16 protein-coding genes are annotated in these 14,689 nt (G+C 40.0%); 8 read left to right on the top strand and 8 right to left on the bottom strand.

The features are described 5' to 3' along the window. The first annotated feature begins 17 nt into the window (after nt 1-17). The 5 genes from chbG to JOD18_RS02645 all read left to right on the top strand — a co-directional run bounded on the left by chbG (nt 18) and on the right by JOD18_RS02645 (nt 5,480). Nucleotides 18-716 (top strand): chitin disaccharide deacetylase, encoded by a 699-nt coding sequence (chbG, locus tag JOD18_RS02665; protein ID WP_204667385.1) that lies wholly within the window; start codon nt 18-20, stop codon nt 714-716. A gap of 817 nt (nt 717-1,533) precedes the next feature. Continuing rightward, nucleotides 1,534-2,631, top strand: coding sequence for an amidohydrolase/deacetylase family metallohydrolase (locus JOD18_RS02660; protein WP_204667384.1), 1,098 nt, complete (start codon nt 1,534-1,536; stop codon nt 2,629-2,631). Beyond that, on the top strand, nt 2,612-3,715 hold the full coding sequence (locus JOD18_RS02655; protein WP_204667383.1) for a DgaE family pyridoxal phosphate-dependent ammonia lyase: 1,104 nt from the start codon (nt 2,612-2,614) through the stop codon (nt 3,713-3,715). Before JOD18_RS02660 ends, JOD18_RS02655 begins: the two co-directional genes overlap by 20 nt. A 3-nt stretch (nt 3,716-3,718) precedes the next feature. Beyond that, nucleotides 3,719-4,471, top strand: coding sequence for a 2-dehydro-3-deoxy-phosphogluconate aldolase (dagF, locus tag JOD18_RS02650; RefSeq protein WP_204667382.1), 753 nt, complete (start codon nt 3,719-3,721; stop codon nt 4,469-4,471). After that, the gene (locus JOD18_RS02645; RefSeq protein ID WP_204667381.1) at nt 4,464-5,480 is read left to right on the top strand and encodes a sugar kinase; all 1,017 of its coding nucleotides are present in this window, start codon (nt 4,464-4,466) and stop codon (nt 5,478-5,480) included. Before dagF ends, JOD18_RS02645 begins: the two co-directional genes overlap by 8 nt. Here JOD18_RS02645 and JOD18_RS02640 read toward each other — a convergent pair. From JOD18_RS02640 to JOD18_RS02620, 5 genes are all read right to left on the bottom strand, one after another. Continuing rightward, nucleotides 5,418-5,639 carry a hypothetical protein gene (locus JOD18_RS02640; protein WP_204667380.1) on the bottom strand — a complete coding sequence of 74 codons (222 nt, stop codon included), beginning with the start codon at nt 5,637-5,639 and terminating at the stop codon, nt 5,418-5,420. The two genes, JOD18_RS02645 and JOD18_RS02640, sit on opposite strands and share 63 nt — an antisense overlap. A 14-nt stretch (nt 5,640-5,653) precedes the next feature. Then, nucleotides 5,654-6,373 carry a DUF624 domain-containing protein gene (locus tag JOD18_RS02635; RefSeq protein ID WP_204667379.1) on the bottom strand — a complete coding sequence of 240 codons (720 nt, stop codon included), beginning with the start codon at nt 6,371-6,373 and terminating at the stop codon, nt 5,654-5,656. An 83-nt stretch (nt 6,374-6,456) separates the two neighbouring features. Then, a complete protein-coding gene (locus tag JOD18_RS02630; RefSeq protein WP_204667378.1) occupies nt 6,457-8,109 on the bottom strand; it encodes an extracellular solute-binding protein in 1,653 nt (550 codons plus the stop codon). Between the two features lie 109 nt (nt 8,110-8,218). Next, nucleotides 8,219-9,115: a carbohydrate ABC transporter permease gene (locus JOD18_RS02625; RefSeq protein ID WP_204667377.1), complete on the bottom strand. Its 897-nt coding sequence runs from the start codon at nt 9,113-9,115 to the stop codon at nt 8,219-8,221. 24 nt (nt 9,116-9,139) lie between these two features. Continuing rightward, nucleotides 9,140-10,006: an ABC transporter permease gene (locus JOD18_RS02620; protein ID WP_420827777.1), complete on the bottom strand. Its 867-nt coding sequence runs from the start codon at nt 10,004-10,006 to the stop codon at nt 9,140-9,142. 431 nt (nt 10,007-10,437) lie between these two features. On the opposite strand from JOD18_RS02620, the gene JOD18_RS02615 reads away from it, so the two are divergent. Further along, on the top strand, nt 10,438-11,235 hold the full coding sequence (locus JOD18_RS02615) for a lytic polysaccharide monooxygenase (protein WP_338029480.1): 798 nt from the start codon (nt 10,438-10,440) through the stop codon (nt 11,233-11,235). Between the two features lie 292 nt (nt 11,236-11,527). Here JOD18_RS02615 and JOD18_RS02610 read toward each other — a convergent pair whose 3' ends face one another. Next, nucleotides 11,528-11,800 (bottom strand): substrate-binding domain-containing protein, encoded by a 273-nt coding sequence (locus JOD18_RS02610; RefSeq protein ID WP_204667375.1) that lies wholly within the window; start codon nt 11,798-11,800, stop codon nt 11,528-11,530. A gap of 59 nt (nt 11,801-11,859) precedes the next feature. Further along, nucleotides 11,860-12,201, bottom strand: a complete 342-nt coding sequence (locus tag JOD18_RS02605) for a type 1 periplasmic-binding domain-containing protein (RefSeq protein ID WP_204667374.1) — start codon at nt 12,199-12,201, stop codon at nt 11,860-11,862. A 197-nt stretch (nt 12,202-12,398) separates the two neighbouring features. Here JOD18_RS02605 and JOD18_RS02600 point away from each other — a divergent pair, with 197 nt between their 5' ends. Beyond that, nucleotides 12,399-12,857: a CotY/CotZ family spore coat protein gene (locus tag JOD18_RS02600; RefSeq protein WP_204667373.1), complete on the top strand. Its 459-nt coding sequence runs from the start codon at nt 12,399-12,401 to the stop codon at nt 12,855-12,857. 133 nt (nt 12,858-12,990) lie between these two features. Here JOD18_RS02600 and JOD18_RS02595 read toward each other — a convergent pair whose 3' ends face one another. Continuing rightward, nucleotides 12,991-13,656 carry a DUF3298 and DUF4163 domain-containing protein gene (locus JOD18_RS02595; protein ID WP_338029479.1) on the bottom strand — a complete coding sequence of 222 codons (666 nt, stop codon included), beginning with the start codon at nt 13,654-13,656 and terminating at the stop codon, nt 12,991-12,993. Between the two features lie 307 nt (nt 13,657-13,963). Between JOD18_RS02595 and JOD18_RS02590 the strand changes: the two genes are divergently transcribed. Continuing rightward, on the top strand, nt 13,964-14,680 hold the full coding sequence (locus JOD18_RS02590; protein ID WP_204667371.1) for an alpha/beta hydrolase: 717 nt from the start codon (nt 13,964-13,966) through the stop codon (nt 14,678-14,680). Nucleotides 14,681-14,689: the final 9 nt, after the last annotated feature.

Raw genomic sequence — 14,689 nt, 5'->3', positions numbered from 1 at the left:
ACAGGAGGTGCATCCAATTGCAGGTTTTATTTAATGCCGATGATTTCGGATTAACAAAGGCTGTTTCCAAGGCCATTATTCAAGCTCATCACAATGGCGTAGTTTCATCGACCACTTTATTGATGAATGGGAAGGCCGTTGACTATGCCGCTTCATTAGCCAAACAAGTGCCTTCACTAGATATTGGCGTACATCTAACACTTACATTCGGCAAACCTTTAACCGCTTCTACAACTAATCTCACAGATGAGCAAGGATATTTTAAGTGGACAAAGCACTTCCAAACCATGGAACCACCTGACCTCATGGAAGTAAAGCAGGAATGGCGTGCACAAATAGAAGCATTTAAACAGACAGGGCTGACCTTACATCATTTAGACAGCCACCACCATATTCACGGCTGGCTGCCTTTGAAGCAAGTCATCGTGGAATTGGCTGTTGAATACCAAGTGCCCGTTCGCTGCGTTGACTCTCTTCAAGACAGGCCTGACTTGTTACTTACAGAAGCCCTTTGGCTCGATTTCTATGGAGATAGAGTAAATGAGAATCTATTTAATGAGTTAAGGAAGCAGCCTTATTCCTCTGTTGAGGTAATGACCCATCCAGGATTCGCCAATGAAGAGCTAGCTGCGGTCAGTTCTTATACTTACAACAGAGAAAAGGAATTAGATGTATTATGCAGTATGACGGTACCTGATTGGGTCACTTTGCTTTAAGAAATTGTTCAAAAGGACGCCAAATGATAACCAGCAAATCACTTCGTCAACTTGCTCCTCCATTGGAAACTTTTTATACGAAAACTAGGACTAAGTGGCTGCACTTGGCACTGTTAAATAAATAGGAACTACTTGAGGCGACAGGCTGTTTCTTTGCGCCACTCTACTGAATAATGATGAGTACACTCCTCACAAAAACACGGGATATCCTCTGTTTTGCAACTATAGGTTTTTACCATGAATAAGAAGGGTTGATAGAGGCTCCCCCCTCTTTTTAGATGCATGACTTACACAAAGACTTATTCTTTTCAGACGGTTGAAAAAGATGTCGTAAAGGTCTCCATTTTTGTTGATACCTTTATGGCTGTTCGATCTCTTCAAATACCAAAGAGCAGGCTTTTGATAAGATGCTGGGATTTACTTATCGGTTTAAAGATTTATCATTTGATAGGATGCCGGCTTTGTCTTATCTTTTCAAACCCCTATAAGCTGCTTTTTAAGCATATGCCAAGGCTATCTCATCCTTCTGTCGAAAGCGACTTAGAAAGTAAAAAAGGATATCTTATGTGAATGCTCTTTCCCAGTATTAGAAACAATCAAAAGAAATCATCCAACAGCCCCGAATGAATCAAACAAGAAGAGCGGACAAAGTTTTCAAGGATTATGTGTCTGTCAAGACATAATGGTTTTTGAACACACACGTTAAGAGTTTTAAGAATCTATCCTTTCATTCTTTTATTATTCTAAAAAATCAGAAATATGTATAGACATCTATATCTGAAATTGCTATTCTTAATATTGTTAGGAGGAATTTTATATGACAACTTCTTATGTCTTACAGAACCTGCAATTCGTAACAGGAGAATTGGTAGATATTGTCGTTAAGAATGGACAAATAGAGCAAATCGCAACAGCAGGACAAGGACAAGCACAGCAAAAATATGATTATTCCGGTTGTTATGTATCCAGCGGCTGGATTGACTTGCATGTCCATGCCAATAATCGCCTCCATCCTTATGGAGATGATATCGATGAGATCGGAGTTAGACAAGGAGTTACTACGATAGTAGATGCAGGCAGTTGCGGTGCCGACAATGTAAGCGATATCCTCCCAGTTGCTGCTACTTTCAAAACCGACTTGCTTGCATTCTTGAATATCTCCACCATTGGTTTACAGCGAATCGATGAATTATCAAACCTTGAATGGTTAGACAAGCAGGCATTACTGGATACCATTAAAGTACATTGCGATAAAATCGTCGGGTTAAAAGTAAGAATGAGCCAAAGTGTAGTCAAAGACAGCGGTCTGAAACCATTAGAAACAGCCAGACAATTTGCTGATGAAACAAAACTCCCCTTAATGGTGCACATTGGATCTGGACCGCCAGATATCAATAGCATTCTTCAACTCTTAGATCAAGGGGATATCATTACCCATTTTTTAAATGGAAAGGCAAATAATTTATTTGATTTGCATGGCAAACCATTACCATCTCTGCTGGCGGCAATTCAACGAGGGGTCTTATTAGACGTAGGACATGGCAGTGCCAGCTTCTCGTTCAAGGTTGCAGAAGAGGCTAAACGGCACGGTATCGCACCCTTTTCTATCAGTTCCGACATCTATCGGGATAATCGCAAAAACGGCCCAGTCTACAGTTTGGCACATGTAGCAAGTAAATTTCTATTGCTTGGCTACAGCTTAGAACAGATCATTGATGCCGTTACCGTGCAGCCTGCCAAAGCGATCCACCAGCCAGAGTTAGGACAGCTAAAAGCTGGCCGTCCAGCAGATCTGACCCTATTTGAAGTCGTAGCGGCAAAACAAACATTGACAGACTCGGATGGAGAGACAAGAACTGCCAAGCAAATGATTAACACAATAGGAGTGGTGAAAAATGGCGAACTCATTACATAGTCAATACGGATTAAAACGAGTGGTAAATGCCAGCGGACGCATGAGTATCCTAGGTGTTTCTGCTCCAAACGATAAAGTACTTGAAGCTATGAAGATCGGTGCACAAAACTATGTAGAAATAGATGATTTGGTTAACAAGGCGGGGGAACATATTGCCAAACAATTGGGCAGCGAAGATGCCGTAATTGTTAATTCGGCCTCAAGCGGGATTGCCCTTTCTGTTGCCGGGATTATTACACAAGGGAACCAGCGTAAAAGTTTGACCCTTCATCAAACACCGATTCAAAAAAACGAAATTATCGCTTTTAAAGGACACAATGTGCAATACGGTGCACCAATTGAAACGATGGTCTATTTAGGCGGAGGCAAATTAGTCGAGGTTGGCTATGCCAATGAAGGGAAGCAGACGCATCTAACGGAAGCTATTAATGACAACACCGCAGCAATCCTTTATGTAAAATCACATCACGCTGTACAGAAGAATACCATTTCGGCAGAAGAAGCTTGGGAAGCAGCACAACAGCATGGTATCCCATTAATTATAGATGCCGCGGCAGAAGAAGACCTGCGCAAATACCCTGCCTGTTCTGATTTAGTGATTTATAGCGGTTCCAAAGCAATTGAAGGCCCTACATCCGGCATTGTCGCAGGTAAGAAAAAATATATAGATTGGGTAAAAGTACAGCTGCATGGCATCGGAAGAAGTATGAAAGTAGGCAAAGAAGCCAGCTTCGGCCTATTGCAGGCACTTGATAACTATTGGGAACGGCCTGATAATAGCCAGCAAGAAAAAGAAAGTTTGACGGCACTAACAGCTTTAGATTCATTGCCAGGCGTATCTGTAAAGATTGTCCAAGATGAGGCAGGCAGGGAAATATACCGGGCACGTATTCAAATAGATAGTACTGTCGCAAAGAAAACGGCTGAAGAAACGGTTGCCAAGCTGAAAACAGGCCCGATCGCCATTTATACACGGGATTATGGCATGAAACAAGGCTTTTTCGATATTGATCCACGTCCATTACAAGGCGATGATATGGATGTAATTGTTCAGAGAATACAAGCAATTTTAGGAGGAAATTGAAGCATGTCTACTATTTCAGATCACTTTTACAAAAATCGTGTTGCATTAAATGTACTGGCCAACAGCGTAGAAAACGCCAAAGAAATATTCCAGGCAGCTGAAGGCTTTGTTTTGATTGGGGTGTTATCGAAAAACTATGCCCAGATCTCTGAAGCGGTTGCCGCTATGAAGGAATATGGAGCAGCCATTAATGATGCGGTTTCGATCGGCCTAGGAGCTGGTGACAGTAAACAAGGAAAAGTAGTTGCAGAAATTGTTCAATCTTATCCTGGGAAACACATTAATCAAGTCTTCCCATTTGTAGGTCATACCCGTACTAATATCAGAAAAACAGACAGCTGGATTAATTGTCTGGTGACACCAACTGGTCAACCTGGCTATGTCAATATATCCACAGGACCAATAAGCGAAAAGGGCGAAAAGGCGATTATTCCAGTCAAATCAGCTATTCACTTAATAAAAGATATGGGCGGAAATGCGATTAAATATTTCCCAATGAAGGGACTTTCTACAAAAGAAGAATTTCAAGCTGTTGCTGCTGCATGCAGTGAAGAGAATTTTGCACTAGAACCAACCGGCGGCATTGACTTGGATAATTTTTCAGAGATTGTGGAGATCGCCTTAGCTGCTGGTGTTCCAAAGGTAATCCCGCATGTTTATTCCTCGATTATAGACAAAGAAACCGGTGCTACACGAATAGAGGATACCAAGTTTTTACTAGCTGAAATCAAAAAGCTGGTGGATCAATATGCCTAAAACCATTGCTGCGTTTGGGGAAGTGATGATGCGTTTGGAAGTACCTGGACACGATTTGCTGACACAAGCAAGTCAATTAAACTACAGCTTCTCTGGTACAGGAGTTAATATTGCTGGCAGTCTCCGACGGCTAGGATACTCGACCAAGCTCATTACCACTTTGCCAAACAACTCTTTAGGAGATGCTGCACTAAGCTACTTACAGAAGTTAGGGATTTCTACTGGAGATATTTCACGTTCCGGCAAGTATCTCGGTATGTATTTCTTAGAAAACGGCTTCGGGGCACGCCCTAGTCGTGTTACCTATTCTAACCGCATAGAGAGCAGCTTTAATACAGCAGATACCGCTAACTATGATTTTGTCAAAATGGCACAAGATATTCAACTTTTACATGTATGCGGCATTACCTTGGCTATGAATGCCCAAGTCCGTTCACAGTTAAAACAGCTGACAAGGCTGGTTAAAGAAAATGGCGGCATGATCCTGTTTGACTGTAATTACCGGCCAGCACTTTGGGGAGAGTCTGGTTATCAGCAGGCAAAACCGCATTATGAAGAACTCTTCAAACTGGCCGATATGGTGATGATGAATGAAAAGGATGCCCTGTATATCTTAGGTTACCCCTCTGCCCATACTACACGAGAAAAGCAGTTAGAAGAGTTAATACCAAAGATTGCTGATACGTATGACATTTCCTGCATTGCAGGAACACACCGGGATGTACATGGAGATGAAAGCCATTCGATTCGCGGCTTCCTCTATCAAGATACTACTTTTTCTTATGCATCCCAGCAGCATTTTGCCGTACTCGATCGCATTGGTGCCGGTGATGCTTTCACTACCGGGATTATCCATGGCTTATTACAGTCATATCCAGCTGAACAAACGATTCAATTCGCCGTTGCCTCCTCTATGCTGGCACACACGATCTCTGGAGATACTTCCTTAGCCAGTGAAGCTGACATCCAGCAAGCCGTGACCGCACAAAGACAGGATGTCATTAGATAAAGCGAGATGGTCAGCAACAGCAATTGCCCTGCTCTCCGAACCTTCAACGGATAATATTTCCGAAATAACTCCTAACGGCTGACATTGTATATAATTACCAACTTCAAAAAGCTGCAGACGGAATAATGACTCCGTCTGCAGCTTGTTAATGGTCAGCAAAAGCAGACATTCTCCTAGAAAAACGCCTTCTTTGCTTCCATATTTGCCTGCATCATTTTACTGGCACGCAAGACAATCAAATAATAACTTAAAAAAACGATAACCGTCGGCACAATCCCGCTGTATAAGATGAAAAATAACGGATGTATCTGATACAAAATATACAGGGCAGCAGTAGAAACACCAATACTTGCGATCGTGTAATGCGGAAAGGCAAGACTGATCATACACGCCTTCTTCAAACTAGCCCATACATTTAAGTGTACATGTACTATATCAGCTACAAAATAGCTAGTAAAGGCGAGCAGAAAAACGGTCAGTAGCAGATAAATATAAAATAACCCTGAACCTATTTCAGCATTTAACAGCTGATAATTCACCAGCCAAATCCCCCAAATAATTGTGAAAATAATACCACCTGTCATGCTTTGCAGATAATTTTGCCTATAAAACCTCCAAAATGTACGGAATAGTTGATCTTGTATACGATGAATCACTGCCCGCCTAACCAAAGCAAACATGGCTGCAGTAGCCGGAAAAAGGATAAAGGGAAGAAGAGCAATCATGGTAAACAAGATCAGATATAATTCATCGATTGTTCTTACATCTAAAGTTGCTAATGCCGAGTACACAACCGGGAAATTAAAACCTATCCAAATCAGATTAACTATCAATAATTTCATCACCCAGTGACATAGTTGATATAACTTTCCTGTTATTCCGATCCATTCCACATTATACCGCTCCCTTCCAGCTTTATCGCCGTCCTGTAGCGAGGGGGAAAATCCCTCACTATAGGAACCTTTATACTAACTTTTTATTCCCCTGCCAAAGTTGCCAGGTTTTCTTGCCATTTCTCCGTTTGGAAATCAAGCAATGTTTGATAACCCACACTCTGGGCAGATTCTTCTGCCCTTGCCATGATAGCCTCAACCTCTTCATCACTCTGGGCATACAAAGCTTCGGCGCGTGCCTCTTCAAAAATCTCTCCTATACGTTGCTGAATAATACCCTCTTCACTTTCTGGAAGTGGACTAATATTCAAATATTGTGTGGCATCATACTGTGTATCCCATGTAATCGTGTGTTGCCAGTGTGTTGTCCAGTTACGATGTTCTTCTGACAATGTGGCTTCAAAATTAGCTTTTGCTGTATCCAAGAAATTAGAATTTCCATTCCATTGGAAGTTAGCTGTATCTTCTTCAATTGTTGCTAAACCTTCTGGATCTTCATAATAAGCGTCCGTAAATCGTGGGAAGCCTTCTTCATCAAATCCATCCCAATACTTTCCTTCGGGACCGAAAATCAATGATGCCTGTCCCTCTGGACCTGTTAACCAATCAAGGAAGGCAAAGACTTTCTCAGGATCTTCTGCCGCTTTGGTAATAACACTGACATTCCACCCCATCATATTGTAAGAGCCTGGATAAATTTCATTCTTATCTAATCCTTCTTTGTGGATTGGCCAGATCATGAAATAACCGCCATCCGGATCTTCTTCTTGTAAGGCATAGTGACCTGTTCTGGCATGATCAGTCGGGCTGGCTGCTGCATATACAGCAAGATTACCCGTTGTCACCTTTTCAATCAGCATATCTTGATCTTGTGTTAAAGCATCTTGTGTAATTAATCGTTCTCTAAACAATTGACTGGCATATTTCATCGACTCAATATAATTTTCATCCGTAAAGATCGATACGAGCTGATCCCCTTGCGGTACAGCGATATTATTGATATTTGCCGGGGATTCCCCTTCTGCAAAAGCAGAATAGAGCACATTAATTCCTTGACCATCAATACCGACTTCAAATGGAATTACATCAGGATAATTTTCCTGTACCAGTTTTAAATATTCATATAAATCATCCGTTGTTTCTAATGGCGGGGAACCTAGCTCTTCATAAATCCCTTTATTCACTACATAACCTGCATTTCCGAATGGACTGGAATTATACCAATTCGGGAATTGATAAAGATGACCATCTTCTGAACGAAGCATATTGATGCCTGCCTCGCCAAACCAATCTCTTAAATTAGTATATTTATCAAGATATGGATCTAATGGTACTAATGCACCGCCTTCTCGCAAGCGTTCAACAGGAGTTCCTCTGTCTGTCCAAATAAAATCTGGCAAATCCTCCCCAGCTATCATCGTTGTCAAACGCTGCTCTGCATTACCGCCGCCATCAACGGCTGTAATGTCGACCTGCTTATTTTCCTTAATCCATGCTGTTGCCTCGTCATCTCCCCAGCCAGGCATGGTGTACCAGTCATAATTACCAAACATCGTAATCTCCAGCGGTTCTTCCCCAAGAACGAATGGTTCTCCATCTGCTGTTTCACCGTTCTCTGTCTCTTCTTGGTCACTGTCCGCGTCGGTATTTGTGCTCGATTCAGAACACCCCGCAATAATGCCGACCGTCAGCAACAAAATAAGTAAAGTGTACCAATGCTGCTGCTTAAATTTCATAACTTTTCTCTCCCCTTTTATTCATTTTTTTGATTTTCACAGACTGATCTACTGCAAAAACCTCTATTTAAAGCCATTAGCTTTAAAACAAACTCCTATCGACTCTCTGCTATTCTTTTAAAGAGCCGATTAACACACCCTTCACAAAATGCTTCTGTACAAACGGATATACAAGCATAATCGGAATAGTTGCTACCATCATTGTTGCCATCGACAAAGACTTTCCTGTTACTTTTGCCACACTAGACATATGTGAAAGCGCCCCTGCATCAAGCTGACTCATCTGCGATGTAACCGTGTTAGAGTTTAGTACTTGTCTTAACAGTGTTTGAATCGGGATTAAATTCTCCGAAGTAATATAAATACTTGGAAAAAACCAGTCATTCCAGTGAAATACAGCGGTAAATAAAGACAAGGTAGCAATCACCGGACCTGACAAAGGTAAGACGATCCGAAAGAAGATCTGCCAATTGCCGCAGCCATCTATTTTCGCTGATTCTTCCAGTCCTTTAGGCAATTGATTAAAGAATGTTCGGAAGATAATCATATTCCAGACCAGCACTAAAGACGGGATGATCATCACCCAAAAAGAATCCATTAATCCTAAGCCTCTCACCAACAAGAACGTTGGAATTAACCCTCCGCTGAAAAACATAGTCAGCAAGCAAAAAATCATAAAAAAGTTTCTGCCTATCAATTCTTTCTTGGAGAGCCCATATGCCAATAAAGCGGTTACAAGAACAGATAGAAAAGTACCTATTGCTGTTCGTAAAATCGTAATCATAAAAGCATTTAACAATCGTTTATCCTGAAAGACAATCTGATAATTCTCCAAAGTGAACTCTCGAGGCCAGAAAGTAATTCCGCCTAACATAGTATCTTTGCCCGTATTGAACGAGATAACAAGTGAATTCCAGAAAGGATAAAAAGTGACAAATGCCAATACTATTAAAAAGACATAAATCATAAAGATCATTATTCTGTCACCAAAGGTTGGTTTAATCATATATGTTCACCCCCATTGCTTAAATTACCACAAGCTGTTACCTGTTTTTCTTGCCAGATAATTCGCTAATGTTAATAAACCAACACTAATCACAGCTTTAAATAATCCAATAGCCGTTGCATATGAATATCTGCCGCTCCCAATTCCGACTCGATAAACATAGGTATCCAGTACATCTGATACAGAGCGCAGGATGGCATCATCACCTAAGATTAAGAGATCTTCAAATCCAGCATTTAAGAGGTTCCCCACTTCTAGAATAAAGAAAATAACAATAATCGGCATAATGGATGGAATCGTTATCAAAAACATTTGTTTAAAACGGCTTGCCCCATCTAATGCTGCTGCCTCATATAATTGCTGATCTACACCAGCAATAGCTGCGATATAAACGATAGAAGCAAAACCAATCGATTTCCACAGATTAGTGGTTACAATAATCGTCCAAAAATATTGCGGAATCGCTAAAAAATTGATAGGTTCATCAATCAGACCAGCCTTTTCTAAGGCGATATTCAAACTCCCATTGTCAGTTGCTAAAATCGACATCGCAAAACCTGCAACGATAACCCACGAAAGAAAATGCGGTAAATAAGTAATCGTCTGAACCGACCGCTTAAAGGCCATATTTTTTACTTCGTTTAACATCAGCGCCAGAATAATAGGTGCTGGAAAACAAATCAAAATCTTCAGACCGCTGATAACGATGGTATTGCGCATAATTTCCATAAAGCGCGGATCATTAAAAAACATTTCAAAATGTTTAAACCCTACCCAAGGGCTATTTCTCATGCCATCAAATATGTTATAGTCCTGAAATGACATCAATACGCCGTACATCGGTATGTAATTGAAAATAAAAATAAATAATAACCCCGGAATAACCATCATCTGCAAATCAAATTGTTTAAAATAGCGATAAAAGATATTTCGCTTTTTCTTTGGCCGGATTCGCTCTATTGTGATTTCCGATTTTTCTTGCATACAATCTCCCCCCTGTCTTTTTCGCTTAAAGTGATCTAGTCCAGATATCACAACTGAACGTTAAGATAACTATACCAGTATACCTTAAACAAATCAATCCTTAAATTATAAAAATTTTACATAAATTGATTTAGATTGGTTTTTTAAGCTTTGAATAGGATTTTTTAATCATTTTAAGATTGAGTATTGACATTTTTAAGCAATTTTTTTAGAATTAGAAACTGTAAGCGCTTGCCTTCATCTTAAAAATAGAAAGGAGGAGCGGTTAAATAGTTTTATTTTGTGTTTTCCTGTCTTTTTAGGTATAGACATCTAGTTAAAAAAGGAGGAGTTGTATAGTGGCTGAATCACATTTTTTTCAAGTAAACCTGATAAAAATTAGCTTTATGACAATAGGGTTATTGATGGTGTCTTTGCTGTTTACAACCGTTGTTTCTGCTCATGGTTATGTAAGTAATCCAGAAAGCCGTGCGGTACTTTGTGCCAATGGTGTAAACAATGATTGTGGGGCAGTAATTTATGAACCACAAAGCTTAGAAGGACCAGGAAACTATCCAGAATCTGGTGTGCCAGATGGTCAAATCGCCAGCGCGGGAGGCGTGTTCCCTAAATTGGACGAGCAGTCAGCTTATCGCTGGGCGAAAGTACCTATGTCCAGTGGAGCCTTTACTTTTGAATGGACATTGACCGCCGCACATGCGACAGCAAACTGGGATTATTATATTACCAAAGAAGATTGGGATCCAAATACACCATTAAAAAGATCTGACTTTGAATTATTTTGCACATATGATGATCACGGACAGCGTCCTGATGCCGTTACCACACACGACTGTGAGATTCCTCCACGTGAAGGCTATCATGTGATTCTTGCTTATTGGGAAGTGGCTGACACACCAAATGCCTTCTACCAAGTAATTGATGCTAATTTTGATGGGGATTTTGTAGAACCGGGAGAGCCCGAGGAACCGGGTGAACCAGAAGAACCTGGTGAATTACCAGATGCGTGGGATGCTTCGCTTGTATATGTTAATGGAGATCGTGTCAGTTACCAAGGAGCTGTCTATCAAGCACGGTGGTGGACACTGGGGGAAACACCCGGAAGTGCCTTTGTCTGGGAATTAATTAGCAATTAGAACATTTGTTATTTGCTAAATACCTCCAATTGTTAAAGGAGTATGTTTGGCTGAAGTCCAAATATACTCCTCTTTTATTTTATAAAGTGAAACTTCGTTCAGAGGGGTTTTTTTCCATCCCCACCTCTGAACGTTAGTTGAGCCAATCGGGCCGTTATTGGCTGTTGGATCTCCCACTTTGACATGACGTATTCCCTTATTGCTTGAAGTGGGGGTCTTACAGCCAGTTACACTGCGATAAATTGTTCAAAAAGCTTATCCTAGAAGCTGCACTAGATTCATTTACGCACCTTTATGATAATTTTTGAACGGTTTTTCTTTCTACAATCCGATGAGGAAAAATTTTATTTTCCATAAATTCGTGATTCACTAACAATTCTACTGCCGATTTTCCCATATCAAAAAGCGGCTGTGCCACGGTTAAAGGAGGTATAGCCTTCTTCGCTGTCAATGTATTGTCAAAACCAATCACAGATATTTGCTCTGGTACTTTTATCTGTTTCTGGTATAGACAGGATAGCACACCTGCACCCATTTCATCACTGACACCAAACACCGCGGCCATATTCGGAAAATGTACTAGCAGTTCCTCTATATACCGCTCTCAAAATAATAATCCTTATATCAGTATTCTGTCTCCTTTAAACCAGCATCTTCCAATGCTATTCTATATCCTTGTTCACAATGATCACCCTTAGTGCCAAAGATTATTCCGATCTGACGATGTCCCTGCTTCATTAAGTAGTTGACAGCTTCATAGGAAGCCAGATATTCATCAATATTGATAAAAGGAATTTTTGTATAGGGTGATTTAGCGGCTACATTTACTACTGGTATATCCTTGCTGGCAATTTCTTTATAGGTCTCTTCATCAAGCGTGACACTACCCATGATAATTCCATCTACTCGCTTCTCATACAACGTTCGCAGATAATCTTTTGTACGGGTTTTCGTCTTACAGATCATCACACAATACCCCTGAAGTCTGGACAACTTTCTTCTTCTGTCCATTCTTTTGTTTTCTGTACAAATGCAGGATCACCATAAAAACTAGCACCTCTTGAAATTCAGCCGATTCCCCATGGTGACTGACCATACCAAATAACCCTAGCTACATAGATTGTAGTGTTCGGATTAATATTTCTTTAAGGAGGGTATAATTAATGGGTGTTGTTACTCATAATGATTGTGTCTGTGATGTGGTGAGGGCGATTGCAGAAGCGCAAGAAGATGTAGATAATCAAAATTGTGATATCAGCTGTCATCGTTCCATCAAAAATTTAATTTCTGGAGAAACAAGTACGAACTTTGATACTGTTCCATTTATTCTTTTCACCAAAAAAGGAGAGCCTTTCAAAGGCATAGGTGCTGAAATTGTTACTCACGGTAATGCTCGTTTCGATTGTGTGGAGAGCTTTATTTTCCGTGTAAACAAAGTAAAAGACTGCTGTGCTACATTAGAATTACTTGTATTTGAAGACCATAAAAAAACTGGTGATACACCATGCGATCAAATTGATGACGAATCACCAGAAGATTTAGAGCGAACTGGAATCTGTATTACTGTTGATTTGAATTGTTTCTGTGCTATCTCTTGTTTGCCTGCTGTATCTGTATTGTAAAACAAACAAAAAGCTCCAGTGGGCATATCATTGGAGCTTTTTGCAATCCCTCATAACGGCAAGACGATTTATGCCCTTTGTTTTTATCAGCCACATAAAACACGCATTATTCTCGTTTCAAGCTTCAACAACCCTATGACCCGCTTGATTGTTGATAAAGATCTTTCGGAATGACAATTTCCTGGTTACCTGAGACATATGGAGCAATTTCATATTGTTGGAAGACTAGTGTAATACCATTATCCGTGAAATAAAAGGCCGTATCTTTGGATAGTTGAACATCTTCCCGTTTTAAGTCTGGATAAAAGATATCTGGACGTTTGATCGCATATTCCCAGACATAATCGCTCACAGCCTTTAACTGTTGCTCATTCTTCAAAATATCGGTTAAATAAATACGTTTCTCCTGTGCCTCATCAAAATTAAAAGACTCCACTTTGGTATTTCCATGTGCCCCTCCCGTATACATATAATTACTTGTCAAGATGCTTAGCAAAGAGGGCTGGTTATATTTCACCTGAAAATCGGTTTGATATTCAAAATTATAGTGACCTTCTTCTGCCTGTTTTTGATTAGAGATTAGTTCTTGATAAGACTCTTCAATATACCTTTGAAAAGTTTGATTAATTTGTTTTTCAAAATCTGGATCGTTCATCTCTGACACTTGTGGATATTTTAATTCTGCCATATCTTTATATATCTCGTCCGTAACTAGAGCAGTTTGTTCTTGAGCTATTACATGATGAGCGGATAACAAAGAAACAAATAAGAACATGATTACTACCTTTTTGTTGATCACCTGATTTCCCACCTTTTTTTGTATTGATAACAGGGATATGATGATGTTAATACGTTTCATCGGGTTTCGACAGCGGACAAAAATGCCTGCCGATAGAAGTCTTATTTATTGTTCTCTTCTGACGATAACTTATACCATTTTCTGCGCCAAAAAATGAAAAAACAGGCCAGACAAACAAATATTCATTCCTTCTCCTTATGTGTTAAAATACTTTTGTTATGATTGCAAATAACCTGCACCTTTACAAAAATCAGTATATCTGAATTATTGGTCAGCGGGACAATTCACTTTATTCAGGAGGGTTGACATGAAACGCAAAGGCAAATTTGATGATTCCACATTATACAGTCAATATCTGCAAGAAGATATGCAGGTAAAATGGTACATTCCAGAAGGGTTCACACCTTTTAATGATTATTGTTTATGTATTATGCAAGATGGTAATGACTACTTTCAAATCGGACGTGTTGCCACACTGAGTGATCAATTACACGAAGAAATGGAAATCGAGCCGACTATCTTTATGGGGATTCATTACAAAAATAAACAAGACCGTGCCCATAAGTATCACCCTGACGGCACTCAACAGCAAGATTATATTTCTTTCCTCGTTAAAGAAGCAATACCAGCAGTGGAAGAAGCCTTACATATTACACCGATTAGACGAATCCTGCTCGGAGATTCCCTGGCAGGCACACTGGCATTTATGGTTGCCAGCCAATTTCCTCATACCTTTGATGGTGTGATTATGCAATCCCCCTTTGTCAATGAAGCAGTATTATCAAGGGCAAATGAAACAGATGATTATTCCCATCTCATGATCCATCATTCAATTGGTACGGAAGAACGGGAAGTAGATACAACCATGGGAGAAACATTAGACTTTTTGACTGACAATCGATTATTACATGAACGTCTGCAAGGAAGCATTTCCAATTACCATTACCATGAGTTTAATGGTAATCATACATGGAAGTATTGGCAGCAAGATTTAAAAAAAATTTTCAAATTGATATTAAGTTAGGAGACGGAA

Source organism: Gracilibacillus alcaliphilus, assembly GCF_016909015.1.
Taxonomy (GTDB): Bacteria; Bacillota; Bacilli; order Bacillales; family Amphibacillaceae; genus Gracilibacillus; species Gracilibacillus alcaliphilus.
This window is presented reverse-complemented; position numbering and strand designations above follow the sequence as displayed.

Coding starts and splice junctions, on each gene's coding strand:
- JOD18_RS02605 (WP_204667374.1), bottom strand. CDS start 12,201: ATGATCTGTAAGACGAAAACCCGTACAAAAGATTATCTGCGAACGTTG.
- JOD18_RS02625 (WP_204667377.1), bottom strand. CDS start 9,115: ATGATTAAACCAACCTTTGGTGACAGAATAATGATCTTTATGATTTAT.
- JOD18_RS02600 (WP_204667373.1), top strand. CDS start 12,399: ATGGGTGTTGTTACTCATAATGATTGTGTCTGTGATGTGGTGAGGGCG.
- JOD18_RS02620 (WP_420827777.1), bottom strand. CDS start 10,006: ATGATGGTTATTCCGGGGTTATTATTTATTTTTATTTTCAATTACATA.
- JOD18_RS02645 (WP_204667381.1), top strand. CDS start 4,464: ATGCCTAAAACCATTGCTGCGTTTGGGGAAGTGATGATGCGTTTGGAA.
- JOD18_RS02630 (WP_204667378.1), bottom strand. CDS start 8,109: ATGAAATTTAAGCAGCAGCATTGGTACACTTTACTTATTTTGTTGCTG.
- JOD18_RS02660 (WP_204667384.1), top strand. CDS start 1,534: ATGACAACTTCTTATGTCTTACAGAACCTGCAATTCGTAACAGGAGAA.
- JOD18_RS02655 (WP_204667383.1), top strand. CDS start 2,612: ATGGCGAACTCATTACATAGTCAATACGGATTAAAACGAGTGGTAAAT.
- JOD18_RS02610 (WP_204667375.1), bottom strand. CDS start 11,800: ATGGCCGCGGTGTTTGGTGTCAGTGATGAAATGGGTGCAGGTGTGCTA.
- JOD18_RS02590 (WP_204667371.1), top strand. CDS start 13,964: ATGAAACGCAAAGGCAAATTTGATGATTCCACATTATACAGTCAATAT.
- dagF (WP_204667382.1), top strand. CDS start 3,719: ATGTCTACTATTTCAGATCACTTTTACAAAAATCGTGTTGCATTAAAT.